The sequence below is a fragment of the Kineosporia succinea genome (assembly GCF_030811555.1).
Lineage (GTDB): Bacteria > Actinomycetota > Actinomycetes > Actinomycetales > Kineosporiaceae > Kineosporia > Kineosporia succinea.
In genome coordinates this window covers 1,882,547-1,908,087 of sequence record NZ_JAUSQZ010000001.1, presented here as the reverse complement: position 1 = coordinate 1,908,087, position 25,541 = coordinate 1,882,547, and the positions used below count along the sequence as shown (strand labels likewise).

Here is a 25,541-nt window from a genome sequence, read left to right as displayed (position 1 = left end):
TCTAGGCGTCCTGAGTGGTGAGGACACCTGGCGGCCCGTCAGGGCCGCGGTGTCACTCGGCCGAGGACGTAGTGGCCGGAGCGCTGATCGGACGACCGTCGGCGCCGAGGCGCGTGCGACGGGGGTTCGCGACGGTCGAGGAACGAGGAGCCTCAGTGTCGTCACGGTCCGGGGTGGTCGCGGTGTGGATCATCTTCCCTCCTTAACAAAGGGTCGTAGGCCGTTGTGCTCTTCCGGAGCCAGTCGATCGCATCTTCGTGACCATCTGGTTTCGGTTCAGGGAACGCCGTGTACACCCCGAAAAATGCCCGGGGGCAACCGGAACCGCCTGTACGGACAACTATATCCCCGCAGGCCAGACCGTACGAGTCGGATTGACGAGATCACCCTGTGGTTGGCATCACGCTGGAGTAGTGCTTTTCCTGCCTGGCGTCGGAATGTGCCGGTGGGAAGCCTGGGACGGCAGAGGAAGGGCCCAAAGAACTGCCCGCCCGATGGTCGGCCATTCGGGCGGGCAGTTACTGTCGGTCAGTGATCTTCGCGTCAGCTGGACGGACTGGCACCGGGTGACAGGGGCTGGCCGGGCTCGTCGTCAGGAACGTCGGGGGTGTCCGGGGCGTCCGGCGTCTCGTCCGGGCCGGCGCCGGTCAGAGGCAGCTCGACCCGGAAGGTGGCCCCGCCGCCCGGGGTCTGGGCGACCCCGACGCGTCCTCCGTGCGAACCGATCACCGCCGCGACGATGGACAGGCCGAGCCCGGATCCGCCGCCCTGGTGCCGCGCCCTCGACGCGTCCACCCGGTAGAAGCGCTCGAACACCTTGCTCGCGTGGTCGGGGGTCAGGCCCTCGCCGTGGTCACGGACCTCGAGCACCGCGACGTTGTCCTGCCGGCCCACGGCCACCTCGATCGGGCTGCCCTTCGGCGTGTGCCGCACGGCGTTGGCGACCAGGTTGGCCACCACCTGCCGCAGCCGGTTGTCGTCACCGGTGACCACGGCCGGGGTCGGGCCCTGGGTGTCGGTCAGGCCGACCAGGCGCACCTGACGGTCGGGGGCCAGGCCACGGGCGTCGTGCGTGGCGTCACCGGCGAGCACGGCCAGGTCGACCGGTTCGCTGCGGGCGGGGCGCTGCTCGTCCAGCCGGGCGAGCAGGAGCAGGTCTTCGACCAGCGTGCCCATCCGGCGCGACTCGTCCTCGATCCGGCTCATCGTGCGGGCCACGTCCTCCGGTTCGGAGACGGCCCCCTGCCGGTAGAGCTCGGCGAATCCGCGGATGGAAGCCAGCGGCGTGCGCAACTCGTGCGACGCGTCCGCGGCGAACCGACGCGTCCTGGATTCGGAAGCCTCTCTCTGCCGGAACGCGCTCTCGATCTGGGAGAGCATGCCGTTCAGGGAGTGAGTGAGGCGCCCGACCTCGGTCGTCGGCGGGTGGGCGGGCACGCGGCGGGAAAGGTCACCCGCGGCGATGGCGGCGGCGGTCTCCTCGACCTCGGTGAGCGGCTTGAACGAGCGCCGGATCACCAGCCAGCCCAGGTTCGCGAACAGCACGGTCACCATCAGGCCGAACATCGCGATGAGGATGCGCAGGCGGTTGACGGCGTCGTCGATGTCGTCGAGAGGCATGGCGATCTGCACGCTGCCGGTGAGACCGACCGCGTCCTGGGTCCATCCCGAGGAGATGACGCGCCACTGGGTCTCGTCACCCTCGTTGGAGCTGACCGTGTAGATGCCGTCGACGCGGTGTTCCTCGGCCTGGTCGTAGCTCATGGTGCTGAGCTCGGGGATCGGGCCGTAGTCGGGCAGGAAGTCGCTGCCCACCCCGCCGTCGTCCACGCAGATCTTGATGCCGTAGCGGGCCAGCGACCAGCTCTGGGCCTCGGACCGGGTGATCTGGTTGCGCGAGATGGCGTTCTCGATCTTGGGCAGCGCCTGGGTGAGCTGGCTGTCGACCTTGCCGATCAGGTAGCTCTTCAGCACGTACTGGGTGGCGAAACCGGTGAGGGCCAGGCCGGCCACCAGCAGCACGACCATGATGCCGACCAGGCGGGCCCGCAGCGGCGCCTGGTTCCAGCGGGCGCGGGCGGTCTGGACGATTCCGGGGGCCTTCGGCGCCTCGGCGGGGACGCCCGGCGGAAGGTTCAGTGTGGGGGTGCTCATCGCGGATCAGCCCTGATCAACTCTGGGGAGGAAGACGCAGCACGTAGCCGACGCCCCGCTTGGTGTGGATCAGCGGGGGCTCGACGTCGTCGATCTTGCGTCGCAGGTAGGAGATGTAGGACTCGACGATGCCGGCCTCGCCGTTGAAGTCGTAGGCCCACACGTGGTCGAGGATCTGCGCCTTGGACAGCACCCGGTTCGGGTTCAGCATCAGGTAGCGCAGCAGTTTGAACTCGGTCGGGGAGAGCTCGACCAGGCGGCCGGCACGGCGCACCTCGTGCGAGTCCTCGTCGAGCTCGAGGTCGTGGAAGACCATGCGCCCGCTGGCGGCGTCGGTGGCGACCCCGGTGCGCCGCAGCACGGCGCGGATCCGGGCGACGACCTCCTCGAGGCTGAACGGCTTGGTCACGTAGTCGTCGCCGCCGACGGTCAGGCCGGTGACCTTGTCACCCGTCTCGTCACGCGCGGTCAGGAAGACGACCGGGATGTCGCGGCCCCGCTCGCGCAGCTTGCGGGTGACGGTGAAGCCGTCCATGTCCGGCATCATCACGTCGAGCACGACCAGGTCGGGGCGGTGCTGCTCGGCGAGCGCGAGGGCCTCGGCGCCGTCACCGGCACCCACGACGTCGAACCCGGCGAACCGCAGACTCGTCGTGAGCAGTTCGCGGATGTTCGGTTCGTCGTCCACGACCAGCAACTTCGCCTCAAAGGTCTTCTCAGCCACGTCGCCTAGCGTGCACCCGCAGTCTGGGAAGTTCCTGGACGTCAGCCGTCAGGGTGTGTCACGTTCCCGAGCGGAGGATCCCGATGATCCGCGCCAGCTCGGCCCGGTCGGAATCGCTGAGCCGGTCGAAGAACGCCTCGGCCTCGGCCGCGCGGGCCCGCCGGACCGCCGTCGCGACCTCCTGCCCCTGACTGCTCAGCGTCACCAGCGTGGCCCGGCGGTCGTCCAGGTCGGGGGAGCGCTCGACCAGGCCGCGCTCCTGCAGGGCGTCGACGACCTCGGTGCCGGAGCGCGGTGCGATGCGCAGGTGCTCGGACAGGGTGCTGATCCGCATGCTGCCGTGCCGGCTCAGCATCCCGATCGCCCGGGCCTGGCCCGGGGTGATGCCGAGGGGGCTCACGCTCTCGTGACTGCGGTGACGCAGATGCCGTGACACCGCCCAGAAGGCCTCGGCCAGCGTCTCCTCGTCATCCCGGCTGCTCACGCGGAATACCGTAACCGAGGTTACGGTTGGAGCCTCATAGTGAGGTAACCTCACTAAAACCCGAGCCAGGAGGTAGCCCTTGCCAAGGCCCCCGGAAATCTCCCCCTCCCAGCGTGCCGCCGAGAAGGCCCAGGCCGAGCACGTGTCGCTGCGCCGCATCGGCGCCCTGTTCAGGCATCACCGCACTCCGCTCGCCGTGGTGGTCGCCATCATCGTGGCGTCGTCGATCATCGCGATGGCGTCACCCTTCCTGCTCCGCGAGGTCATCGACGTCGCGATCCCCGACCAGGACGTCCCCCTGCTGGTCGGTCTGGTCGCCGGCATGGTCGGCGTCGCCGCCGTCACCAGCGTGCTCGGCGTGCTGCAGACCTGGATCAGCACCCGCGTCGGCCAGGAGGTCATGCACCGCCTGCGCACCGACGTGTTCACCCACCTGCAGCGCCAGTCCGTCGCGTTCTTCACCCGCACCCGTACCGGCGAGGTGCAGTCGCGCATCACCAACGACATCGGTGGCATGCAGAGTGTGGTCACCAGCACCGCCACCTCGATCGCCTCCAATCTCACCACCACGGTGGCCACGGCCGTCGCGATGATCGCGCTCTCCTGGAAGCTCTCGCTGATCTCGCTCGTCGTGATGCCGCCCGCCATCTACCTGAGCCGCAAGGTCGCCGCCCTGCGCCGGGTCATCACCATGCAGCGTCAGCGGGCGCTCGCCGACCTGAACGTCACCATCGAAGAAGGTCTTTCGATCAGCGGCGTGCAGCTGAGCAAGACCCTCGGCACGGCCGGCGCGCTGATCGACCGCTTCGACGCCACGTCCCAGCGCCTCATCGACCTGCAACTGCGCTCCGACCTGGCCGGGCGCTGGCGGATGGCCTCGATGACCGTCATCTTCGCCGCCATCCCGGCCGCGATCTACCTCAGCGCCGGTCTGCCCGCCACGGCCGGCGGCATGACCATCGGCACCCTGGTGGCCTTCACCGCGCTGCAGCAGAACCTCTTCCGCCCGCTGACCAGCCTGCTCAACGTCGGGGTGTCGATCACCTCGTCGCTGGCCCTGTTCGCGCGGATCTTCGAGTACCTCGACCTGCCGGTGGAGGTGGACGAGCCGGCCGACCCGGTGCACGTCGACCCCGCGGCCGTCCGGGGCGACGTGCGCATCGAGAACGTCACCTTCACCTATCCGGGCAACGACACCGCGGCCCTGGTGGGCATCGACCTGACCGTGCCGGCCGGGGACACGCTCGCCCTGGTCGGTGAGACCGGTTCGGGCAAGAGCACGCTCGGCTCGCTGGTGGCCCGGCTGGCCGACCCCACGGCGGGCCGGATCACGATCGACGGCATCGACCTGCGCCACTTCCCGCTCGAGGACCTGGCGAAGATCGTCGGGGTGGTCAGCCAGGAGACCTACCTGCTGCACACCACCGTGCGCGAGAACCTGCGTTACGCCCGGCCGGACGCCACCGACGAGCAGATCGAGGCCGCGGCCCGCGCCGCCCAGGTGCACGAGCTGATCGCCTCGCTGCCCGACGGTTACGACACCATGGTCGGCTCGCGCGGTCACCGGTTCTCGGGCGGCGAGAAGCAGCGCCTGGCCATTGCCCGCACGCTGCTGCGCAATCCGCGGGTGCTGGTGCTCGACGAGGCCACCAGTGCTCTCGACACCACCACCGAACGGGCCGTGCAGCAGGCGTTCGACGAGCTGGCCCGAGGCCGCACCACGATCACGATCGCCCACCGCCTCTCCACGGTGCGCGACGCCGACCGGATCGCGGTGCTCGACCACGGCCGCATCGTCGAGACCGGCACCCACGAAAGCCTTCTCGAGCACGACGGGCGTTACGCGGCCCTCACGCGGTGACGCGGGCCGGCCCGTCGATGCGGTGGCCGGTCGTCCGGGCCAGGGGGTCTCGGTCGCGAACTTCCGCGCGCGTCGGGCATCGCGGCGTCGCGCACGAGTGCGCTCACCGGACCGATCGCCGGACCGCTGCCGTGGCGCGTCCGGCCGCCACCACCTTCTCCACCCGGGACCGCCGGATGCACTGGTGCACCCGAAAGTCTCGACCACCGTGGGAAGGTCACGCGGACAGCGGGCCAGGACCATCGCGTCCTCGTTCGCGATCGAATCTCCCGGCCCGCCCGGCGGCGATCAGCTCTCCGACGCCGGCTCCTTGCCGATGTCCTCGGCGTCGACGATGCGGTAGGCGTAGCCCTGCTCGGCCAGGAACCGCTGGCGGTGCGCGGCGAACTCCTGGTCGAGGGTGTCGCGCGAGATCACCGCGTAGAAGCGGGCGCCCTTGCCGTCTTTCTTGGGGCGCAGCAGCCGGCCCAGGCGCTGGGCCTCTTCCTGGCGGGAGCCGAACGAGCCCGAGACCTGAATGGCCACACTGGCTTCGGGCAGGTCGATCGAGAAGTTCGCGACCTTGCTGACCACCAGGGTGGAGATCTCACCGGAACGGAACGCGTCGAACAGCCGCTGCCGTTCGGTCACCGACGTCTCGCCCTTGAGAACCGGTGCGTCGAGCCGGTTCCCGATGTCGTCGAGCTGGTCGAGGTACTGCCCGATCACCAGGATCTGCTCACCCGCGTGCTGTTTCACCAGCTGCTGCACGATGCGGGTCTTCTGGTCGCTGGTGGCGCACAGACGGTAGCGCTCCTCCGGCTCGGCCGTGGCGTAGGTCAGCCGCTCGCGCTCGGGCAGGGTGACCCGCACCTCCACGCAGTCGGCGGGCGCGATGTAGCCCTGCGCCTCGATGTCCTTCCACGGCGCGTCGTACCGCTTGGGCCCGATCAGGCTGAAGACGTCACCCTCGCGCCCGTCTTCACGCACCAGGGTCGCGGTCAGGCCGAGCCGGCGGCGGGCCTGCAGCGAGGCCGTCATCCGGAACACCGGCGCGGGCAGCAGGTGCACCTCGTCGTACACGATCAGGCCCCAGTCGCGGGCGTCGAACAGGTCGAGGTGGGCGTAGGCGCCCTTCCGCTTCGTCGTCATCACCTGGTAGGTCGCGATGGTGACGGGGCGGATCTCCTTGCGGGTGCCCGAGTACTCGCCGATCTCGTCTTCCGTCAGCGAGGTGCGGGCGATCAGCTCGTCGCGCCACTGCCGGGCCGAGACCGTGTTGGTCACCAGGATCAGCGTGGTGGTGCCGGACTTCGCCATCGCGGCCGCACCCACCAGGGTCTTGCCCGCGCCGCAGGGCAGCACGACCACCCCGGAACCGCCGTGCCAGAAGCCCTCGACCGCCTCGGACTGGTACGGCCGCAGCTCCCAGCCGTCGGGGGCCAGGTCGATGCGGTGCTTCTCGCCGTTCACGTAGCCGGCCAGGTCTTCGGCGGGCCAGCCCAGCTTCAGCAGCACCTGCTTGAGGTTGCCGCGTTCACTCGGATGCACCAGCACATCGGTCTCGCTCAGCCGCTCACCGACCAGCGGGACGACCTTCTTGCTGCGCAGCACCTCTTCGAGCACCGGCCCGTCGAGGCCCCGGAGCACCAGGTTCGGACCGTCTTTGATCAGCTGCAGCCGGCCGTAGCGAGCCATCGTCTCGGCCACGTCGACCAGCAGCGCGTGGGGCACCGGATAGCGCGAGTACTCCAGCAGCACGTCGACCACCTGCTCGGCGTCGTGCCCGGCCGCGCGCGCGTTCCACAGGCCCAGCGGCGTCAGCCGGTAGGTGTGCACGTGCTCGGGGGCGCGCTCCAGTTCGGCGAACGGGGCGATCGCCCGGCGGCAGGCCGCGGCCTGGTCGTGGTCGATCTCCAGCAGCAGCGTCTTGTCGCTCTGGACGATCAGTGGTCCGTCACTCACGTAACGCAGTCTCCCTCATCGAAGCCGTCGGCCGACCTGGGTTCAACCCGCTCAGTCGCCGGAATCATCCGTCCCGGCGACCGCGATCACCCGGTGCACCGAATATCCGCGGACCTTGCCGGTGGACAGCTCGAGCGCCCGGATCCGCCCGCCCTCCACCGCCAGCGGCTCGATGATCTGCTTCACCGGCCTCCCCGCGTCCTCCAGGTAGCCGATCCACAGCGGGCGCCGGGTGGCCGCGGCCTCGCGCAGCACCGCGATCGCCCCGGCCGGGTCCATCGGCACCATCGGCGGCGGCTCGCTCCCGACCACCGCCGGGCGCCGCTGGTTCTTGTCCACCGCCCGCATCGCCTGCACGGCCTTCTGCAGGGCCGTGGTGGTGGCGGTGGGCGGCGGCTGGCGGCGGGCCACCGGGGCGCCACCCGTGCGGGCGCGGCGCGGGGGCACGGCGTGGATCAGCAGGTCACCGTCGGGGGACTCGGCCGCCGGGGCCAGGCCCATCTCCCGCAGGGCGCTCAGCACCGTCTCGGGCGGGGCGCCGGCGGCGAGCACGGTCGGGGCCAGCCGGCGCAACCGCAGACCGGCGGCCCGGCGGTCGGCCAGCACCTCGGTGAGGAGCGCCTCGTCGTCGGCCCGCAGATAGGCCGACGCGACGCCGACCCGCAGCCGTCCGTAGCGGCGCGCGCTGTCGGAGATCAGGTACTCCAGCGGCTGCGGCACCGGTGTGCGGCTGTGCTCGGTCAGCCAGCGGGTCAGGTCTTCACCCGTGCGCCCGGCGTCCAGTGCCCGCCGCACCGAGGCCCCGGTGAACCGGAACACCGAGGCACCGCCCCGGCTCTCCACATCGGCCATCAGCATCAGCTCGCGCTCGGTCGCGGCCGGCAGCCGGCCCGGGGCGACCACGGTCAGGTCGGCCTGCAGCAGCACGTGATCGACCGGCTCGGGCAGGGTTTCGTCGAGCCGGGCGGCGGCCGCCCTCACGCCCTGGGACCGGCGGCCGGGCTCGGCCCCGCTCCCGTACCCCGGCGCGGTCTCGGCCTCGTCCAGCAGCGCCCGGCCGAACGACGACAGGGAGGCCATCCCGGTGATGCCCAGCCAGGCGGCCTCGTTCAGCGCCCACCGCACCAGCTCCGGCACCGACGCCGAGGCCCGGCGCGGGGCCGTCCACACCATCCGCTCCACCAGCCCGGAGCCGTTCGGATCGGTCAGGGCGTGCGCCGGGTGACGCATCGTCTCGGTGGCCAGATCGGTGAGCACCTGCTGCCGCACGATGCGCGCCTGTGGGCGTTCCACCCCCGGCCCGAGCGCGGCGACCGGGCCGTCCTTGGGCCCGCGGGTGCCGATCAGCGCCGCTGCGCGAGGGGTGTCCCACCAGGCCAGGGCCAGGCGGGCCCAGCGCTCGCCGATGCTCCCGGTCAGCCAGACGTCGAAGTCGGCGGTCGGCAGCCACGACGGGTCGGCCTCGCCGTCGTCGGCGATCAGGCCTGCGGCCAGGGCGATCTCGACGATCAGGCCGGCCGTGGCCTCGTCGACGTCGAGCTGGGTCGCGGTGCGCCGCAGGTCGCGCACGCTCAGGCCGCCGGCCCGCAGCAGGGGCGGCGGGTCGGAGCCCCAGCGGCTGCCCAGCTCCTCGGTCAGCCGCACCGCCTCGGCCGCGGCCAGCCCGGCGGTGTCGTCGACCTGGTCGGCCCTGCGCTCCTTCACCTCGAGCGCGGGCGGGGTCTGCTCGGGGCGGCGGTGCACCTTGCCGCCACGCAGGGCCAGGCCGATCTCGCGGGGGAGGACGACGTGGCCGGGGTCGGCGACAGCGAGAAGGCCGTGCGCGAGCAGCCATTCGACGGGGGAGCCGGCCGTGCCCGCGCGCACCGGGCGGTCGGCGTCGGGCACCTGGCCCACGGGCGGGCCCCAGACCAGGCGCTCGAGCACGCTCGCGGCGTTCGGCGGGGCCTTCTCCAGCAGCGCGGTGACGGTCGCGGGGGTGCCCAGGTGCTCGGCCAGCCGGGCCAGCGCGGTGTCCGGATCGCCGGACGGCGGCAGGCCGAGGTCTTCCATCACCTCGGCCAGGCGTTGCGGTGAGCGCCGGCCCAGGGCCTCGGCCAGCGGCGGGCCCAGCCCGGCGGGGTGGGCGCCGAGGCTCTCGCGGGCCGCGCGCACCAGGTGCAGTGAGCGAGCACCGCCCCAGACCAGACCGAGGCCGCGCAGACGGGCCAGCGGGGCGGTGACCGAGGCGCCCCAGCGGCGGCTGAGTTCGCCCGACGACACCGGTTCGGGGCTGACGGCCATCACCTCGAGCACCTGGAGCGTGCGGGCGTCCAGACCGTCCACCGCACGCTGGACCGACAGACGGCTCACGGCGGTGGTCGCCAGACCGCCCAGATCGGCCGGTGGGGGCACGGTGAGGTCGGGGCGCTGGTCCAGCAGCGCGACCAGCGCCTCGTCGTCCCAGCTGCGCAGTTCGTCGGCCAGGCTGCGCACAGGGGTGGGGGGCACGCACCAACGTTAATAGCAATGAGGCGCATTGATCGGCCTTGACGTCGGCCCTTGCATCTCGACAGGCGCTTTGCCGGGTCTGTGGTGATCCTGATCAAGGAACGCATGCCGGGGCGTCCGGTGAGCGTCTGAAGAAGGAGGACGCATGGTTACGGCGATCGTCATCATCGTCTTGCTGGCGTTGCTGCTGCTCGGCGTGTTCGCCTTCATGAAGGCCCGCCGCAACGCGGAACTTCAGCAACGGCGGTCCGAGCTGAAAGACCGTTTCGGTCCCGAGTACGAGCGCTACCTGGCCGGTTCGGACAACCGCGCGAAGGCGGAGCGCAAGCTGGCGGCCATCGCCGACCGCCGCGACAAGCTGCAGGTCCGTGAGCTCGGCAACGAGGAAAAGGCCCGGTTCGGCACCCGCTGGTCGGCGGCGCAGGCGCGCTTCGTCGACGAGCCGCCGGTGGCCGTGGACGAGGCGGAGGCGCTGATCACCGCGGTGATGAAGGAGCGTGGCTACCCGGTCGACGACTTCTCCACCCGGTCCGACATGGTCATGGTCGACCACGCGGAGATCGTGCAGCACTACCGCAGTGCCCACGAGTCGCACGAGCGGCACCGCAGCTCGGGTCAGCTCGACACCGAGGACCTGCGTCAGGCGTTCATGCACTACCGCAAGCTCTTCCACGCCCTGGTGGGCACGCCGGAGCCGGACGGGTCGACCCGTCCGCTGCCCGGTGGCAAGCACGCCGGGGGTTCGGCCACGGCTGACGTCCCGGTGAAGGACACCGTTCCGCTGCCCGCCGACGGCACTCGGGCCACCGACGAAGCACGCGCCTCCGCTCCCGGGCGGGGCACAGACGGGCAGGACGGCGAGCGCCGTCCGCCGGTCTCCTCGACGCGGTCCGGGGTCACTCAGGACGAGGTGGTGGCAGGCCGTACGTCCGCGACCACCCCGACCGTCGAGACTCCACGGAACCCCGAGGGCTCGCGCGAGACCGCGCCCAACCGCACCGTGCAGGACACCCGGCACCCGCAGGAGACGCGATGACGAGCCCGACCGACGACGCCGGCAAGAAGAACCCGGCCACCGACGACACCGAGATCTACCATCCCCCGGCCGGTGGGCGTACCGACGAGCGGGTTCCCGACCGGATCCCGGCGAGCCGGGCCGACGTGAACCGCGACGACCTGAACCGTGACGACTCCGTCCCGGGGGCCCGTTCGGAGGTCCCCCGGCGTTCGGAGGCCGCCGAAGGGGCCGACTCCGCTCTTCCCGAACCGGCCACCGATGCCGGGCGTACCGGCGGGACCGAAGGTGACCGGGGCGTCCATCGTTCGACCCCGGCCACTCCGGCTGCCGCCACGACCGAGGTGCCGGTGACCCCGGACGCGGCCGCCGCCGACCGGCGGGCCGAGGAGGCCACCCGGGCCGGCGACCGCTCGGGCACCGACCCGGTGGGCAAGAGCTGGCCCGGGCCCAGTGCGGCCAGTTCGGTGGGGCAGGCCGCGCCGGTCTCACCCGTCTCCCCGGCCCCGGATTCCGAGAAGGCCGAATCAGGGACGTCGTGGGCTGGTCCCACGGTCGTGGCACCGGAGCGGGGCGACCCCTCGGTGCGCGAGAACTACGTGTCCGCGGACGCGGAGCGCAAGGTCGGCGCTCAGGTCGACGACGCGGACGCGACGGCACCGGCTCCGGTCACGTCGATCACCAGCGGGCGCCGGCGTTCCGAGGCGAAGGCCGACGCGGTCGACGGGCGCAGCGACGTCACCTCGGACGAGGAGTGGCGTGAGCTGCAGGCGCGGTTCGTCGACGACCCGGAGTCCACCGTCGCGGAGGCGGCCACGCTGATCGAACGGGATCTGGCGGGGCTGCGCTCGAAGCTGGCGGGCGGTTCCACCGAAGACCTGCGCAACGCGTTCAAGCGCTACCGGGGGCTTCACGAGTCGCTGGGCTGAGTCCCTCCAGGTGCGGGCGGCGGGGTCTTCCCGTCGTCCGTTCCTGTGTCCGCAGGCCCCTAAAGTGGGGGACGTGCCGAGTGAGCAACTGGTGGTCGGATTCGACCTCGACATGACCCTGGTGGACTCCGCCGACGGCATCGTGGCGACCCTCCAGCGCACCCGGCAGCAGGTGCTGGGCGATGCGCCGGGTCCGGTGGTCGACCGCAAACGTGCCTGGCCGCTGATGGGTTACCCCCTCGACCGCATCATCTCCGAGCTGATGCCGGGGGCCGACGTCGATCTGCTCGCCGACACCTACCGCTCGCTCTACCCCACCACCGGCCTGGCGCGGAACACGCTGCTGCCGGGGGTGCACGAGGCGTTCGCGGCGATCCGTGAGGCGGGCGGCCGGGTGCTGGTGATCTCGGCCAAGTCCGAGCCCGGCGTGCACACGGTGCTCGAGGCGCTGGGACTGCTCGACGGCAAGCACCGGCCCGACCTGATCGCGGGTGGGCGTTTCGGCGTCGCCAAGGGCGAACTGCTCGCGGTGGAGGGTGCGTCGGCCTACGTCGGTGACCACGTCGGCGACGTGGCGGCGGCGAGGTTCGCGGGCGCCGCCAGTGTGGGTGTCAGCACCGGTCCGCAGTCGGCCGACGAGCTCAGGGCGGCAGGTGCCGACGTCGTCCTCGAGGATCTTCTCGGATTTCCCCGGTGGCTTTCGGGTCATCTGGCCGGATTAAGCCGTTCGCACGTCAGCAACTGACGGCTAATCTTGAGGAAACGACAGAACGTGAGCGAGAACGGTTGCCGCGGATACCAAGGTCCGCGGCAATCGTCACGTGACAGGGGATAAAGACGTGCCGACTGGCAGGGTCAAGTGGTTCGACGCCGAGCGAGGCTTTGGTTTCGCCAGCAACGATGACGGTGGCGAGGTGTTCGTGCACGCCTCCGCGCTGCCCGAGGGTACGACCACGCTCAAACCGGGTGCCAAGATCGAGTTCGGCGTCGCCGAGGGCCGTCGCGGTCTGCAGGCCCTGTCCGTGCGTCTGGTCGAGGCCACGCCGTCGGTCGCCCGCGCCATGCGCAAGCCCGCCGAGGACATGACCGTCATCGTCGAAGACGTGATCAAGCTGCTGGACAACGTGTCCAACAGCCTGCGCCGGGGGCGCTATCCCGACCGTTCGTCCGCGAGCAAGGTGGCTACCGTGCTCCGCGCCGTCGCGGACGACCTCGAGGCGTGATCGGCCGACCGGCTCGCCGCCCGCGCCTGCTCGACACCCTGCGCGGATGGGGGAGACTTGCGGGTGCGGCTTCCGCGCGCTCGGCGCCACCACCGTCGTCGACGATGGGGGGCACGGTGTCAGTGGAGCGGGGACAGGCCGGCCGGGGTGCAGCAGAGGTGGAGCAGATGACGGACCAGCAGATGACGGCAACGGTCGACGAGACCGACGCGGTGGCGCCGGAGCAGACCGAAGCGCAGGTGGACGCCCCTGTCCGGGTGCCCTCGGAGCCCGACCCGCTGGCCGCGGCCGCCGTGGACATCGCACGCCAGGCCGCCGAGGATGTCGCGCAGCCGGGCACCGTCGGGCGGCACCTGTCGGTGTCGGTCGACCAGGCCGGGCTCACGATGCACGCGTTCGACTGCACCTCGAAGGGCTACCGGGGGTGGCGCTGGGCGGTCACGCTCGCTCACGTTCCCGGGTCCGACCGGGTGACGGTCTGCGACACCGTCCTGCTGCCGGGCGCCGAGTCGATCATGGCGCCCGACTGGGTGCCGTGGAGCGACCGCATCGCCCCGGGCGACCTGGGCGCCGGTGACGAGCTGCCCTACAAGCCCTCCGACCCGAACCTGGTTCCGGGCTACACGGTCACCGACGAAGACGACTCCGACCAGCAGCTCTTCTGGGAGCTCGGGCTGGGGCGCGAGCGGGTGCTGGGGCCGGAGGGCGTCGCGAGTGCGGCTGACCGTTGGCACCGGGGTTCGCACGGGCCCACGGCCGACACCGCGGTGCAGGCGTCCGCGGCGTGCGTCTCGTGCGCCTACTTCGTGCCGCTGTCGGGTTCGCTGCGTCAGGCGTTCGGTGCGTGCGCCAACGAGTGGTCGCCCGCCGACGGGTCGGTGGTCGCGGTCGACTTCGGGTGCGGCGCGCACAGCGAGACCGATCTGGAGATGCCGGCGCCCGAGCCGCTGGGCGATCACATCCTCGACGAGACCGTGGTCGACCGGATGGATCTGGCCGAGCCGGAGCCGGCGCCGGGCATCGAGACCGGGTCGAGTGTGGACGACGTGGAGGCTTCGGCGGTTACGGAGGCTTCGGAGGACACGGGTCCGGGGGGTGCTGTGGCTTCCCCGGAGGCCGGCGTTGCCGGGGTTGCCGGCGATTCCGAGGTTGCCGGGGGCATTGAGGACGTTGTGGTGGCCGGAGATGCTCGGGTCACCGAGGACGTTGTGGTTGCCGGGGACGCTCGGGTCACCGAGGACGTTGTGGTGGCCGGAGATGCTCGGGTCACCGAGGACGTTGTGGTGGCCGGAGTCGTTGACGAGACGGTTGCTGACGATGTGGTTGCCGACGAGACGGTTGCCGACGAGACGGTTGCCGACGATGTGGTTGTCGGTGAGGCGGTCGGTGGCGTCGGTGCGGGCGAGTCTGCTGCTGGCGAGTCTGCGGCTGATGAGTCTGCTGCTGATGAGGCGGTTGCGGTCGGCGGCGTGGTTGCTGACGAGACGGTTGCCGACCAGGTGACCGTGGATGGCGCGGTTGCCGACGGAGCGGGTGTCGGCGGGACGGTTGTCGAGCCGCGGATTCCGCGGGACGCCGGCGGTACCACGGCCGATCTGGTCGAGCCCGAGACGGCGCCGCCCGTGGAGATCACGGTCGAGTCGACGCTCGACCCCGAACCGGTTGCCTCTCCCGAGGATTCGGTGCAGGTGCGGTCGGTCGAGGCGTCCGTCGATTCGGTGGGTGGATCGGTCGAGTCCTCGGAGGTCGAGTCCTCGGGTGCGCCGGAAGACGTGCACGTCCTCCGGTCCGAGCCGGAGACCGACCAGGCGCCGCCCGTCGCGCTGAGCCCGGAGGCCGCTGCGGCCGACGATGCTGCGCTCGAGGCGGACCGGGCGGCCGAGGAAGCCGGCGAGTCCGGTGACGCGGGTGGCCCGGGTGAGTCGATCGAGGCCGCTCAGGGACAGGCTGTCGACGTGACGGGCGAGTCCGCCCCGGCCGGCGCCGTCGCTTCTGAAACCGCCGCGGCCACGGGCGATTCGGATAGCGGGTTCCTCCCGGCCGGGTCCACGGCGACCGATGCGGTGCCGACCGAGATCGTGTCGGGCGGGGCTGCGTCGGCCGAGGATGAGGCTGTGTGGGCCGCGGGCGAGGCCGAGACGGCTTCGGACGTTCCTGGCGAGCAGGCCGAGCGCCGGACCGAGGTGCCGCCGCAGTCGTGACCGACGACCGGTTCGGTGCCGCGGACATCCGGCACCGGGTCCTGGCGGCCTGGGCCGCCTCACCGACCCGGTTCCGGGAAGACGCCAACGCCGAGGAAGAACTCGTGCTCGGCGGCTACCGGGACCGGCTCGTGGTCGAGCTGGCTCAGAACGCGGCCGACGCCGCGCTGCGGGCGGGCGTCGAAGGGCGCCTGCTCCTGCAGCTCACCGAGGGAGACATCGGCCCCGTCCTGGTCGCCGCCAACACCGGCGCCCCGCTCGACGCCGACGGTGTGCAGGCCCTGGCCACCCTGCGGGCCTCGGCCAAACGTGACGGCGGCACGGTGGGCCGGTTCGGCGTCGGGTTCGCCGCCGTCCTGGCGGTCACCGACGAGCCCGCGGTGCTGAGTCGCTCTGGGGGAGTGCGCTTCTCGGCGGCGGACACCCGCGAACTGGTGCGCACCACGTCCCTCGACGACGGCGCCCCGAAACTGGCCGAGGAGCTGCAGCGCCGCGACGGGCACGTCCCGGTGCTGCGTCTGCCGTTCGAGGCCGAGGGAACTCCGCCCGAGGGCTACGACACGGCGGTACTCCTGCCGCTGAACGGGCCCGACGCCGTGGCCCGCGTGCGTCAGCTGCTGGCCGAGGTGTCCGACGTCCTTCTGCTCGCCCTGCCCGGGCTGGAGCAGATCGTCGTCGAGCTGCCCGGTGAGAACCCGCGTGTGATCAGCGATGTCGCGCGTCGCTGGCGCATCCTGCGTCGCGAGGGCGAGATCCCGGCCGGGCTGCTGGCCGACCGCCCGACCGAGGAACAGGTCCTCACCCGCTGGAACCTGACCTGGGCCCTGCCGCTGGGCGAGGCCGAGCTGCCCGATCCGGCGGTGCTGAACGCTCCCACCCCGAGTGACGAATCCCTGCCCTGGCCCGCGGTTCTCATCGCCACCGTGCCGATGGACGTGACCCGGCGGCACGTGGTGCTGGGCCCCGTCACCGACCTGATCGTCGAGAACGCCGCCCAGGCCTACGCCGACCTGCTCACCGAGGTCACGGCCGACGGTGGTGAGGCCTGGCCGCTGGTGATGACCGGCCTGGCCGCCGGGCCGGTCGACAGTGCTCTGCGTGAGGCGGTGTCGGCGCTGCTGCCCGGTATCCCGCTCCTGCGTTCCGCCGAAGACCCCAAGGTGCTGCTGCGTCCCGCCGAGGCTCTGGCGCTCGCCGGGCCGGTGGGCGCCGACCGCGCCGTGGTCGGTGTCTTCGCCTCCTGGCTGGCCGGTCTCGTGCACGCGCCGCGTCCGTCGTGGCCGGCGCTGGAGTACCTCGGGGTGCGCCGGATCTGGTTGTCCGACGCGGTCGAGGCCCTGCCCGCGCTCCCCGACCCGCCACGCTGGCGGGCCGCCTACGAGGCGCTGGCCGGGCTGACCCTCGACGAAACCATCCGCGAGTCACTGGCTTTCCTGCCGATCCCGCTCGCCGACGGCACCGTCGCGCGCGGTGCCCGCAGTCTGCTGCTGGCCTCGCCGGAGACCGATGTCGACGCCGGGGCGCCGATCTCGGTGCCCGAGGCACTGGGCGTGCTCGGTGCCAAGGTCGTCCACCCGGAGGCGGTGCACCCACTGCTGGAGCGGATGGGCGTCACCGTGGCCGGGCCGCGGGCGCTGGTCGAGCTTCCCGTCGTCCGCACCGCGATCCACGAGATCAGCGACGAGCCGGGCGGTTTCGCCGATCTCGGCCGCAGCCCCGACGAACTGCGTGACGCCGTGCTGGCCCTGGTCGCGGTGGCGGTCGCGGCCGGTGAGCTCGGGCCGGGCGAACTGCCGTGGCTGGGCGACCTGGAACTGAGCGACGAAGACGGTGAGCCCACCCCGGCGTCGGCCCTGGCGATCGAGGGCAGCCCGGCGGCGGAGTGGTTCCACCCGGACGACGTCGGCATCCTGCCCGAGTGGTGGGCGGAGCGCTGGGGTGAGAGCACCCTGGCCGCGGTCGGTGTGCTGCACGGACCGGGCGCCTTCCTGGCCTCCGAGGTGTCGCTCGAGCCCGATCTGCTGGGTCTGGACGACGAAGAGGGAACGCCCTCCGCCGAGCTCGACGGGTGGGAGGACTACGCCGCCTGGGTGCAGGCCGTCAACCCCGAGATGCTACCCGGTGGAACGATTTCCGAGCTCGTCGCCGTGCGTGACCTGGACCTGGTGCGGCCGGAGTCGCTGCCCGACGTGGTGCTCGCGATCGCCGTCGACCCGCTGCTGCGCCCCGCGCTGGTGCGCCCGGCGCGGGTGGTCTCGGCTGGCCGGGGCTTCGACGTGCCCTCGTACACCGCCTGGTGGCTACGTTCGGAACTGACCGACCAGGACGACGAGGGCGGGGTTCTGGCCGCGCCCGGTGCCGAGCCCTCCCTGCGTGCACTGCTGCCTGCCGCTCCCGAGTGGATGTCCGGCCTCGACCCCGCCGCGGCCCGGGCCGTGGGTGTGGTCAGCGCCGTCGACGACCTCGACGCTCAGGGGCTGCACGACGTGCTCGACCGTCTCGCCGATCCGGACGTCGATCTCACCGCGGCGATGCTGCTTCCCCTGCTCGACCGGATCGCCGATCTGGCGACGGCGTCGGCCGCCACCGACACCGCTCCCGGTGACCACGACGTCCGTGCGCTCGATCCCGAACACCCGGCCGGTACCGCCGTGGTGCCGGCCGACCAGGCCGTGCTCGTCGACTCGCCGATGTATCGCCAGCGCGTCGACCTCGGGGTGCAGGTGCCGGTCGCACCCGGCAAGGCGGCGGCGCTGGCCGGGCTGCTGGGACTACGGCGCGCGCAGGACCTGGTGGCGGGCGAGGTGGACGACACCAACGGCACCGACCAGACGGTGCACGACACGGTGCTGGCTCTCCTGCCTCAGGCACCGACCACCTGGCGCGAGCACGAGGAACTCACGGTTGACGGCGTGGAGGTGGACTGGTGGATCGACGCGCCCGACGGGCGTGTCCATGCGTCCACCATCGACGGACTCGCCCGCGCCCTGTGCTGGGCCAGTGACCGCTGGGAGCTACGGGACCTCGTCGCCGTGGTGCTCGCCGACCCCGGGCTTGGACCGGATGCGCTGGTTGATCAGGTTTTCTGAGGCCTGACGCCGCAGGCGGGTGAGCTCGGCGCTGTGCCGCGGCACGTCGTCGACATCGCCGGTGTAGCCACTGGAGGGTGCCGTCTCGCCCGGCGCCGGCCGAGGGCGCCGCAGCAGCAGGTAGGTGTACCCCACGATTCCGAGAAGCACTCCGGAGGCGGCGGTCCAGATCCACCATTCGCGCCCGGACTCCGCCAGCTCGGTGCGCAGGGTCAGGCCGAGCACGAACAGCAGCGCCCAGACGCCGGTGCCGACAGCGACCGGGAGGCGCTCGCCCATGCTGCCCTGGGTGACCTGGTAGGGCACTCCGTGTTCTCCCACTCTTTCGAGGTTACCTGTCGAAACGTGCGGACCTGGGGTTATGTGCCGGTCTGCAGGACGATCTTGCGTTCGTTCGCCCGAACGGGCGAATGCGAACACTGGTTGCCCGGGGGAATAGTTAGCTCAGCTAAGAAGTTGGCTAGACTTGTGAACGTGCTCGAGGAGACAGAGCTGCGCGTGTCCTTGATGAAGGTGACGCGCAGGCTGCGCGCGGAGAAGTCGGACAGTGAACTCACCGACAGTCAGCTGTCGGTGCTCGCCGTGCTCGACCGCCGTGGCCCCCTGACCCCACGCGCACTGTCTGATTTCGAACGGGTGCAGCCGCCTTCGATGACGCGCACCCTCGCCGCCCTGGCTGATCGCGGTCTGGTCAACCGCGAGCCGGATCCGGCTGACGGCCGGCAGATCATCGTCCGGATCACCGGATCCGGGGTCGCCGCCGTCACCGAGACCCGACGGCAGCGCGACGCCTGGCTGGCCCGACGGCTGGCCGACCTCGACCCGGACGAGCGAGCCGTCCTCGCTACTGCGTCACAGATCTTGAGGAGGATCGCCGACTCGTGAGTCCCATGTTCCGGGCCCTGAGTATCCGCAACTACCGCCTCTGGGCGTCCGGTGCCATCGTGTCCAACACCGGCACCTGGATGCAGCGCGTGGCCCAGGACTGGCTGGTCCTCACCCAGCTGACCGACAACTCCGGCGTCGCCGTCGGCATCACCACCGCGCTGCAGTTCGCCCCCGTGCTCCTGCTGGCTCCCTGGGCCGGCGCGGCCACCGACCGGTTCGACCGGCGCAAGGTGCTGATCGCCACCCAGATCGCCTCGGCCGTGCTCGGTCTGACGCTGGGCCTGCTCGTGGTCACCGGCCTTGCCGAGCTCTGGATGGTCTACGCACTGGCGACCGGCCTCGGCATCGTCGCCGCCGTCGACGGCCCCGCGCGCCAGGCCTTCGTGTCCGAACTGGTGCCGGTCGACTACCTGCCCAACGCCGTCGGCCTCAACTCCGCCTCGTTCAACGCGGGCCGCCTGCTCGGCCCGGGCATCGCCGGCCTGCTGATCAACTGGTTCGGCACCGGCCCGGTCTTCTTGATCAACGGCGTCAGCTTCATCGCCGTGGTGTTCTCGCTGACCCGGATGAACCGCGCCGAGCTCGGCCACCAGCAGCGCCCCGCCCGGGGCAACCGCTCGGCCCGGGCCGGTCTGGCCTACGTGCGCAGCCGCCCCGAGATCGCCCTGATCATGGGCATCGTCGGCCTGGTGGCCATGCTGGGCCTGAACTCGCAGATCACGATCGCCCTGATGGCCCGCCTGACCTTCGACAAGGGGGCCGGTGAGTACGGCATCCTCGGCTCGGTCATGGCGATCGGCTCGCTCGGCGGTGCCCTCCTGGCGGCCCGCCGTGAGCACCCCACCGTGAAGCTGGTGATCGGCGCCGCCGCGGCCTTCGGGGCCACGTCGATCCTGTCGGCGCTGATGCCCACCTACTGGTCGTTCGGCCTGATGCTGATCCCCGTCGGCCTGTTCGCGCTGACCATGCTGACCGCCGCCAACGCCACCATCCAGCTCGCCACCGAACCGGCCATGCGCGGCCGGGTGATGGCTCTGTACATGGCGATCCTGATGGGCGGCACGCCGGTCGGCTCGCCGATCATCGGCTGGATCGGCGAGGAGTTCGGCCCGCGCTGGACCGTGCTGATCGGCGGTATCGGCACGCTGCTCGTCGCGCTGGCCGCGATGGCTCTGGTCAGCCGCTCGCCGGTGCTGCAGGAGGCGGTGGCCCGCGCCGACCGGGGCCCCGCGCTCACGGTCACGGCGACCACCGAGCGGGCCAAGACCACCGGCACGCCGGAGTCGGAGGCCGTGGCCCGGGCCACCGCCTCGCGGGCCGAGACCACGACCGAGGTCACCGGTAAGTCCGCGGTGTGAGCCGGTTCCGCGTCGCCCGAGGGCGGCGCGGAACCGGCTGCCGATCTCGCGGGTCAGCCCAGGAGACGGTCGATCACGTCTTGGAACAGCTGATAGCCGACGAAACTCGCGATGTCGAGAATGGTGTGGGCCACGATCAGCGCCCACACCCGCCCGCCCCTCCGGTACCACTCGGCGAACACCACGCCCATGATCGCGTTGCCGACGAAGGCCCCGAACCCCTGGTACAGGTGGTACGAGCCGCGCAGCAGCGCGCTCGCCGCCATCACCCCGGGCCAGCCCCAGCCGAGCCGCCGCAGCCGGTTCATCAGGTAGCCGACCACGATGACCTCTTCGAGCACCGCGTTCTTGACGGCCTGGAGGATCAGCACCGGCACCGTCCACCAGTATTCGTCGAGCCCGGAGGCCACGACCGTGGTGGTGATGTTGAGCCGGTTGCCGATGACGTAGAGCACCAGCCCGGGCAGCCCGATCAGCGCCGCCAGGCCCGCCCCGTGGGCCAGGTCGCGCCAGGCGGAGCCGGTGTTCAGCCCCAGCCGGGCCCGCCAGCGCGGGGTGTCTCCGGCCAGCAGCCAGATCACCAGGGCCACCGGCACCAGCGTGTTGACGATGCCCAGCAGCTGGTAGGTCAGGTCGAGGTACTCGCGGACGCTCTGCGAGGCGTTCAGCGTGGAGGTCTGCGACCGCAGGCTGCCCTCGGCCGTCAGCTTCGCGATGATGCTGACGAGTGAGTAGACGCCGGACATACCGAGCGAGAGCCCGAGCACGATCCAGATCTCCCAGCCGAGCCGGCGCCGGGCCGGGGGGTCGGTGTGCGGAGCCTCCTCGCTGACGTCGCGGCGCAGCGCCGGAGCCTTCATCCACCAGCGGTTCTGCGCCGTACCGGCGTCGCTCTGAGACACGTCGCCAGCGTAGACAACCCGTCTGTGCCGGGAGCAGTCGCTTCATCGGGGTGAGCCGTCCGGATCAGTGCCCCGCTGCCCGGCCCCCGCCCCCGCCGGGGCGAGTGCCCCGGCCACCGCGGCGGGCACCGTCTGGTCGACCGGCACCCGCTCGATCACCCCCGACGGCGGCAGCAGCGACTTCTGCAGGTACTCGGCCCCCTCCGGCACCGGCGCGGTGCGGTAGCGCTCACCGATACGGGCCGTGAGCTCGTCTTTGCGTGTCTGCGGGGTGCCGGTGCGGCGGAGCTCCTCGTACATCCCGTGGGTCTCGCGGGTGACCTGCCAGGAGGCGGGGGTGTGGAACTGCACCTCGAACACCACCCCCGTGGACGGCTCGGCCCAGGTGGTGTTGAGGCCGCGGTAACGCGGTGAATGCCACTTGTTCGCCACCGAAAAGTTCTGATATCCGCGGCGTTCCAGCAACCTCGACACCTGCTGCACCCCGGAGACGTACGACCGGGCGTCGAGCACCACCGTGTAGCGCACCGCGTCTCCGGCCCGGTCGAGCAGTGCCGGCAGCGAACTCCCTCTCTCTGAGGCCACCTTGCGCTTGAGCGACTCGCCGTCTTTCAGGCGGTGCGCGAGCCCGGCCAGATCGCCCCGGGCCGCCCGCGACACCTCGCGCATCACCGCCGTCAGCCCCGGCTCACGGGCGGCCGTCAGCGCGGCGTACCGCTCGATGGCCGCGCTGGCCTGCGGCGTGAGCCCCTGCCCGTCTTCACGGAGCCAGGGCCGGAGCCGGGAGGAGGCCGGGGTGGTGCTGCGGCTGATCAGCTCGGACCGCGCCGCGCGCGCCGCCGCCTCGGTGGCGGCCCGCCGCCCGGCCTCGTGCGCCCGGGCCAGCACGGCCGCGCGCTGAGCCCGGGCCAGCTGACCGGGCCGGAGCGTCGCGGCCAGGTTGGCGCCGCCGAAACCCCCCGCCGCACTGGGGATCAGGTGACCGGCGGCCCGCGCCGGGTTGGTGCGCCAGGTCTCCCAGTCGACGACGCCCTGGAAAGTCTCACCCGGCTGCGTGGCCGCGAAACGCAGCCCGCCCAGGATGGCGCGGGTGGTCTGCAGATCGGGACGTGTCGGGTAGCGGCTGAAACGGGCCGCCGTGACCAGCGTCGCCTGGGCCGCCTCACCACCGCCCAGCACCACCTCACCCCGCAGATCGTTGAGCGTGCCGAGCCAGCGCCGCCACCGGGGCGGCCGGGCCGGGGCCACCGCCGCCAGCCCGGAGAGGGTGGACGCGGTGAGCCGGGCCGAGTCGGCCGCTTGGCGGGCAGCATCGCGCCGCAGCACCTCGGCCAGGTCGGGAGGCACCGAAACCGACCTCTGCAGACCGTGAATCGCCGATCGCAGGCACTCGGCGTGCTGCGAGTAGGCGGTGGCCGCGCGGCGGCAGGCCGAGGCGACCCGGTGGAACCCGCCGGGTTGCGCACCCAGCAGGGCGCTCACCGCCGAGGCCGCCGGAGCCGCCACCGCCTGCGCCACCGGGGTGGGCAGCCGCAGCGACGCGGCCTCCAGCCCGGCGGCGATCACCAGCAGGTGTCGGCTCAGCGATTCGGCCGCCCCGACCTGCGCCGACAGCCGGGTGAGCTCGCCGGGGGCGATGCCTCCGACGGTGGCCTGCTGCACGGCCCTCACGGCCGGAACCCCGACGCCGCCAGCCTTTCGGCGTCTTCGCAGGTCTGTGCGGCCAGGGCGAGCAGATCGGCGACGCGCCCGGCGTCGGCCACCACCTCGCCCAGACCGTGCGACCAGCGCTCGAGGAAGTCGTGCGACGCCGAGACCAGGGCGGCGTCGGCCAGGACGGCCATGGTGGCCCGCATCGGGCCGGGGCGGGCGTGCAGGTTCGACGCCTCGGACGCGGCCGCCCGGACACGGGCGGCCAGTTCGTGGAGCTGCGCGGTATCGACGTGAAGCCCTGGGCTCATGTCTTCAGACCGTAGGGCAGACCACCGACAGTCTTGGAAACTTATCCACAGCCGAGGTTTTCCACAGGACGAGTGCAGTCACGGCGTGACGTTGCCACCCTGAGCTGTCACATCATGCAGATGATGCACCGGGTCGTGCAGGAAGTAGCGGGCGAAGCTGTCGACCGTGAAGCGCGCGCCGTCGCTGCGGCGGCCGGGGCGCGACCACTGCGCGTCGGTGACGGCGGCGAACCGGTGGGCGATCGCGTCGCCCGCCTCCAGCAGCCCGCGCGAGACCAGAACCGGATCCTGCTCCCAGTACCGCTCGGCGATCGCGGTGTCGTCCTGGTCCCAGTTGGGGAAGAGCGGGTCGTTCTCGGTCAGCATCATCTGCAGACGCGCCTCGAAGATCCGGAAGGTGTCACGCACGTGGCAGGCGTACTCCAGCGGTGACCAGACGTGGTCGGCCGGACGCCGCCGCACGTCGGGCGTGACCAGCACCTCCAGCCACGCGGCGGCATTGGCGCGGATGAGCGACGGCAGGCGCCACATCTCCACCGACCGGGACTCGAACCCGCACTCCGGGCAGGTGCGATCGAGTACCCACGTCCAGTCCTTGGTGTCCTTCGCGATCGCCATGCCGCAAAGATTAGTGCGGACCTTCCGGGTGAATCCCCCTCTACGTGCACTCCGGTCACAGAATTTCCGAAGTCCTAACCTGTGACCCATGAACCTGGTCGTCGAACCCGCCCGCCCCGAGGACGCCGCCGACGTGTCCCGTCTGCTGAGCGACTACCTCACCCGCACCGAGCTGGAGAAAAGCGCGCACGGCCTCGACGTCCCCGAAGAGCTTCCGGAAAGATACCGGCGCGAGATCGACCACCCGGCCGAGCTTCTCGAGCACACGCTGGTGGCCCGGCAACCGCCCCGCACCATCGGCCTCGTCATCATGAGGAACAACGAGATCAAACGCCTCTGGGTGGACGAGCAGGCCCGCGGCACCGGGGCCGGCCGAGCGCTGGTCGAAGCCGCTCTCACGAAAGCCGCACCCGGCCCCGTCACCCTCACCGTCTGGGACTGGCGCACCGCCCCGATCCGTCTCTACCGATCGCTGGGCTTCGAGGTCAGCCCGTCCTGGGACGCCCGGGAACACCTGATCTGCCTGACCTACCCGAGCAGATAGCCGCGCAGGATCTCCGGCACAGCGGTCAGCGTCGACGTCCGCAGTCGGTCCGCGTCGTCGATCGACAGGTCCGGCACCTCCTGCAGCAGTTCTTCCTGGTGCCCGCCCGGCAGCGCGTTCAGGTAGCGCAGCGTCAGCGAAAGCAGTGCGGCGTCGTCGAGTTCGCCCAGCAGGCGCACCCGTGACATGCCCCCGTCCGGGTACACGTCCATGCGCACCTGCGTCACCACGTCGCGTGTCGCCCGGAACCGGTGCACCGAGTCGGGGCGCACCGGTGTGCGGGGCAAGAGCTCGATGGGGGACGTGGTGGTCGCCCCGTCGGTCAGGCGCACCTCCCCGGGGGCGTTGCCCAGGAAGTGGCTGGTGTCGATCACCGCCCGGCGCAGCCGCCCGGCCCCGGCCAGGGAGAAGAGCACCCAGTCGTTGCCGCCGTCGCGGCGCCGGGCGTTCTCCCAGCCGCCCTCGGTGGTCAGCGGGTCGCCGGGCAGGATCAGCTTGCCCGCCGAGGAGTAGAACATGTCCGAGCACCCGGTCACCGCACCGCCGTTCGCCAGCGCGGCCAGGTCGACGGTGCCGGTCAGGTGACGCGGGTCGGCCACCGGCTCGCCGTGCACCCGCAGCCGGGCCACGCCCCCGTCCGGGTAGATCGACAGCCGCACGTGCGTCCAGCGCCGGTCGCTGTCGACCTCGAAGGTGTTCGGCGAGTCACCCTTGAGCGCGACCTTGGGCAGGATGGTGGTCCACGCGCTCTCCGGCAGGTCTTGCGCCACCGGGTGCCCCTCGCCGGCCGCCGCCTCGATCGACGCGAAAGGCGGGTAGTTGCCCTTGAAATGGGCGGTGTCGATGGTCACCGACCGCACGACGCCGGGCAGCCCCAGCCGCACGATGGCGAAGTCGTGTCCGGGCTCGCGCCGGCGGCGGGTCTCCCAGCCGTCGTAGATCTTGCCGTCCGGCCCGAAGGCCGTCACCTCGTGGGCCGAGGGCTCCGGGCGGATCAGGTTGCGCCGGTCGGCGAACAGCTGGTCGTTCGCGTGGACCACCCGCCCCCCGACCGCGGAGGATGCGAGATCCGGGTACCCGCCGAGCTGTTCAGCCATGTCGGCCACCTTTCCAGTCGTTGCCGTGCCGTGGCCCGCAGGCCGGGGGAGACAGTTCT

The 25,541-nt window shown here is 71.7% G+C and carries 22 protein-coding genes; 10 read left to right on the top strand and 12 right to left on the bottom strand.

Annotation, left to right across the window (positions count from 1 at the left end):
- Positions 1-52: 52 nt before the first annotated feature.
- The 4 genes from J2S57_RS08420 to J2S57_RS08405 all read right to left on the bottom strand — a co-directional run bounded on the left by J2S57_RS08420 (position 53) and on the right by J2S57_RS08405 (position 3,362).
- Positions 53-193: a hypothetical protein gene (locus J2S57_RS08420; RefSeq protein WP_307240221.1), complete on the bottom strand. Its 141-nt coding sequence runs from the start codon at positions 191-193 to the stop codon at positions 53-55.
- Positions 194-543: 350 nt separating this feature from the next.
- On the bottom strand, positions 544-2,154 hold the full coding sequence (locus J2S57_RS08415) for a sensor histidine kinase (RefSeq protein WP_307240219.1): 1,611 nt from the start codon (positions 2,152-2,154) through the stop codon (positions 544-546).
- A gap of 16 nt (positions 2,155-2,170) precedes the next feature.
- Positions 2,171-2,878, bottom strand: a complete 708-nt coding sequence (locus tag J2S57_RS08410; RefSeq protein ID WP_307240216.1) for a response regulator transcription factor — start codon at positions 2,876-2,878, stop codon at positions 2,171-2,173.
- Between the two features lie 58 nt (positions 2,879-2,936).
- A complete protein-coding gene (locus tag J2S57_RS08405) occupies positions 2,937-3,362 on the bottom strand; it encodes a MarR family winged helix-turn-helix transcriptional regulator (protein ID WP_307240214.1) in 426 nt (141 codons plus the stop codon).
- 79 nt (positions 3,363-3,441) lie between these two features.
- Between J2S57_RS08405 and J2S57_RS08400 the strand changes: the two genes are divergently transcribed.
- Positions 3,442-5,223, top strand: coding sequence for an ABC transporter ATP-binding protein (locus tag J2S57_RS08400; protein WP_307240212.1), 1,782 nt, complete (start codon positions 3,442-3,444; stop codon positions 5,221-5,223).
- Between the two features lie 288 nt (positions 5,224-5,511).
- On the opposite strand, the gene J2S57_RS08395 is transcribed toward J2S57_RS08400, so the two are convergent.
- Together J2S57_RS08395 and J2S57_RS08390 are read right to left on the bottom strand one after the other, a co-directional pair.
- Complete coding sequence (locus J2S57_RS08395) at positions 5,512-7,167, bottom strand: DNA repair helicase XPB (protein WP_307240209.1); 1,656 nt, start codon at positions 7,165-7,167, stop codon at positions 5,512-5,514.
- A gap of 51 nt (positions 7,168-7,218) precedes the next feature.
- Positions 7,219-9,657: a helicase-associated domain-containing protein gene (locus tag J2S57_RS08390; RefSeq protein ID WP_307240207.1), complete on the bottom strand. Its 2,439-nt coding sequence runs from the start codon at positions 9,655-9,657 to the stop codon at positions 7,219-7,221.
- Between the two features lie 145 nt (positions 9,658-9,802).
- Between J2S57_RS08390 and J2S57_RS08385 the strand changes: the two genes are divergently transcribed.
- The 6 genes from J2S57_RS08385 (at position 9,803) to J2S57_RS08360 (ending at position 18,114) form a co-directional block, all read left to right on the top strand.
- The gene (locus J2S57_RS08385) at positions 9,803-10,693 is read left to right on the top strand and encodes a hypothetical protein (protein WP_307240205.1); all 891 of its coding nucleotides are present in this window, start codon (positions 9,803-9,805) and stop codon (positions 10,691-10,693) included.
- Positions 10,690-11,601 carry a chromosomal replication initiator protein DnaA gene (locus J2S57_RS08380; protein WP_307240203.1) on the top strand — a complete coding sequence of 304 codons (912 nt, stop codon included), beginning with the start codon at positions 10,690-10,692 and terminating at the stop codon, positions 11,599-11,601. The genes J2S57_RS08385 and J2S57_RS08380 overlap by 4 nt, the downstream gene beginning before the upstream one ends.
- Positions 11,602-11,674: 73 nt before the next feature.
- Positions 11,675-12,346 carry an HAD family hydrolase gene (locus tag J2S57_RS08375; protein WP_307240200.1) on the top strand — a complete coding sequence of 224 codons (672 nt, stop codon included), beginning with the start codon at positions 11,675-11,677 and terminating at the stop codon, positions 12,344-12,346.
- A gap of 94 nt (positions 12,347-12,440) precedes the next feature.
- Positions 12,441-12,824, top strand: coding sequence for a cold-shock protein (locus J2S57_RS35315; RefSeq protein ID WP_370882449.1), 384 nt, complete (start codon positions 12,441-12,443; stop codon positions 12,822-12,824).
- A 167-nt stretch (positions 12,825-12,991) separates the two neighbouring features.
- Positions 12,992-15,025: a DUF3027 domain-containing protein gene (locus tag J2S57_RS08365; protein WP_307240198.1), complete on the top strand. Its 2,034-nt coding sequence runs from the start codon at positions 12,992-12,994 to the stop codon at positions 15,023-15,025.
- Positions 15,022-18,114: a sacsin N-terminal ATP-binding-like domain-containing protein gene (locus J2S57_RS08360; protein ID WP_307240197.1), complete on the top strand. Its 3,093-nt coding sequence runs from the start codon at positions 15,022-15,024 to the stop codon at positions 18,112-18,114. Before J2S57_RS08365 ends, J2S57_RS08360 begins: the two co-directional genes overlap by 4 nt.
- Here the strand turns inward: J2S57_RS08360 and J2S57_RS08355 are convergent.
- Complete coding sequence (locus J2S57_RS08355; RefSeq protein ID WP_307240195.1) at positions 18,040-18,435, bottom strand: hypothetical protein; 396 nt, start codon at positions 18,433-18,435, stop codon at positions 18,040-18,042. The genes J2S57_RS08360 and J2S57_RS08355 overlap by 75 nt on opposite strands.
- A 147-nt stretch (positions 18,436-18,582) precedes the next feature.
- On the opposite strand from J2S57_RS08355, the gene J2S57_RS08350 reads away from it, so the two are divergent.
- Together J2S57_RS08350 and J2S57_RS08345 are read left to right on the top strand one after the other, a co-directional pair.
- A complete protein-coding gene (locus tag J2S57_RS08350; protein WP_307240192.1) occupies positions 18,583-18,999 on the top strand; it encodes a MarR family winged helix-turn-helix transcriptional regulator in 417 nt (138 codons plus the stop codon).
- Positions 18,996-20,360, top strand: coding sequence for an MFS transporter (locus tag J2S57_RS08345; protein WP_370882448.1), 1,365 nt, complete (start codon positions 18,996-18,998; stop codon positions 20,358-20,360). Before J2S57_RS08350 ends, J2S57_RS08345 begins: the two co-directional genes overlap by 4 nt.
- A gap of 53 nt (positions 20,361-20,413) precedes the next feature.
- Here the strand turns inward: J2S57_RS08345 and J2S57_RS08340 are convergent, their stop codons facing one another.
- The 4 genes from J2S57_RS08340 to J2S57_RS08325 form a co-directional block, all read right to left on the bottom strand.
- Positions 20,414-21,220 (bottom strand): CPBP family intramembrane glutamic endopeptidase, encoded by an 807-nt coding sequence (locus J2S57_RS08340; RefSeq protein ID WP_370882598.1) that lies wholly within the window; start codon positions 21,218-21,220, stop codon positions 20,414-20,416.
- 84 nt (positions 21,221-21,304) lie between these two features.
- Positions 21,305-22,933 carry a serine/threonine-protein kinase gene (locus J2S57_RS08335; RefSeq protein WP_307240188.1) on the bottom strand — a complete coding sequence of 543 codons (1,629 nt, stop codon included), beginning with the start codon at positions 22,931-22,933 and terminating at the stop codon, positions 21,305-21,307.
- Positions 22,930-23,223 (bottom strand): hypothetical protein, encoded by a 294-nt coding sequence (locus J2S57_RS08330; RefSeq protein WP_307240186.1) that lies wholly within the window; start codon positions 23,221-23,223, stop codon positions 22,930-22,932. The genes J2S57_RS08335 and J2S57_RS08330 overlap by 4 nt, the downstream gene beginning before the upstream one ends.
- Positions 23,224-23,301: 78 nt before the next feature.
- On the bottom strand, positions 23,302-23,841 hold the full coding sequence (locus tag J2S57_RS08325) for a DinB family protein (protein ID WP_307240184.1): 540 nt from the start codon (positions 23,839-23,841) through the stop codon (positions 23,302-23,304).
- 88 nt (positions 23,842-23,929) lie between these two features.
- On the opposite strand from J2S57_RS08325, the gene J2S57_RS08320 reads away from it, so the two are divergent.
- Complete coding sequence (locus tag J2S57_RS08320) at positions 23,930-24,385, top strand: GNAT family N-acetyltransferase (RefSeq protein WP_307240182.1); 456 nt, start codon at positions 23,930-23,932, stop codon at positions 24,383-24,385.
- Here the strand turns inward: J2S57_RS08320 and alc are convergent.
- Complete coding sequence (gene alc / locus J2S57_RS08315; protein ID WP_307240180.1) at positions 24,370-25,482, bottom strand: allantoicase; 1,113 nt, start codon at positions 25,480-25,482, stop codon at positions 24,370-24,372. The genes J2S57_RS08320 and alc overlap by 16 nt on opposite strands.
- Positions 25,483-25,541 lie beyond the last annotated feature (59 nt).

Bases quoted from the DNA above. Each gene is read 5' to 3' on its own strand.
- J2S57_RS08325 (WP_307240184.1), bottom strand. From the start codon at position 23,841: ATGGCGATCGCGAAGGACACCAAGGACTGGACGTGGGTACTCGATCGC.
- J2S57_RS08385 (WP_307240205.1), top strand. From the start codon at position 9,803: ATGGTTACGGCGATCGTCATCATCGTCTTGCTGGCGTTGCTGCTGCTC.
- J2S57_RS08320 (WP_307240182.1), top strand. From the start codon at position 23,930: ATGAACCTGGTCGTCGAACCCGCCCGCCCCGAGGACGCCGCCGACGTG.
- J2S57_RS08415 (WP_307240219.1), bottom strand. From the start codon at position 2,154: ATGAGCACCCCCACACTGAACCTTCCGCCGGGCGTCCCCGCCGAGGCG.
- J2S57_RS08330 (WP_307240186.1), bottom strand. From the start codon at position 23,223: ATGAGCCCAGGGCTTCACGTCGATACCGCGCAGCTCCACGAACTGGCC.
- J2S57_RS08420 (WP_307240221.1), bottom strand. From the start codon at position 193: ATGATCCACACCGCGACCACCCCGGACCGTGACGACACTGAGGCTCCT.
- alc (WP_307240180.1), bottom strand. From the start codon at position 25,482: ATGGCTGAACAGCTCGGCGGGTACCCGGATCTCGCATCCTCCGCGGTC.
- J2S57_RS08340 (WP_370882598.1), bottom strand. From the start codon at position 21,220: ATGAAGGCTCCGGCGCTGCGCCGCGACGTCAGCGAGGAGGCTCCGCAC.
- J2S57_RS08365 (WP_307240198.1), top strand. From the start codon at position 12,992: ATGACGGACCAGCAGATGACGGCAACGGTCGACGAGACCGACGCGGTG.
- J2S57_RS08380 (WP_307240203.1), top strand. From the start codon at position 10,690: ATGACGAGCCCGACCGACGACGCCGGCAAGAAGAACCCGGCCACCGAC.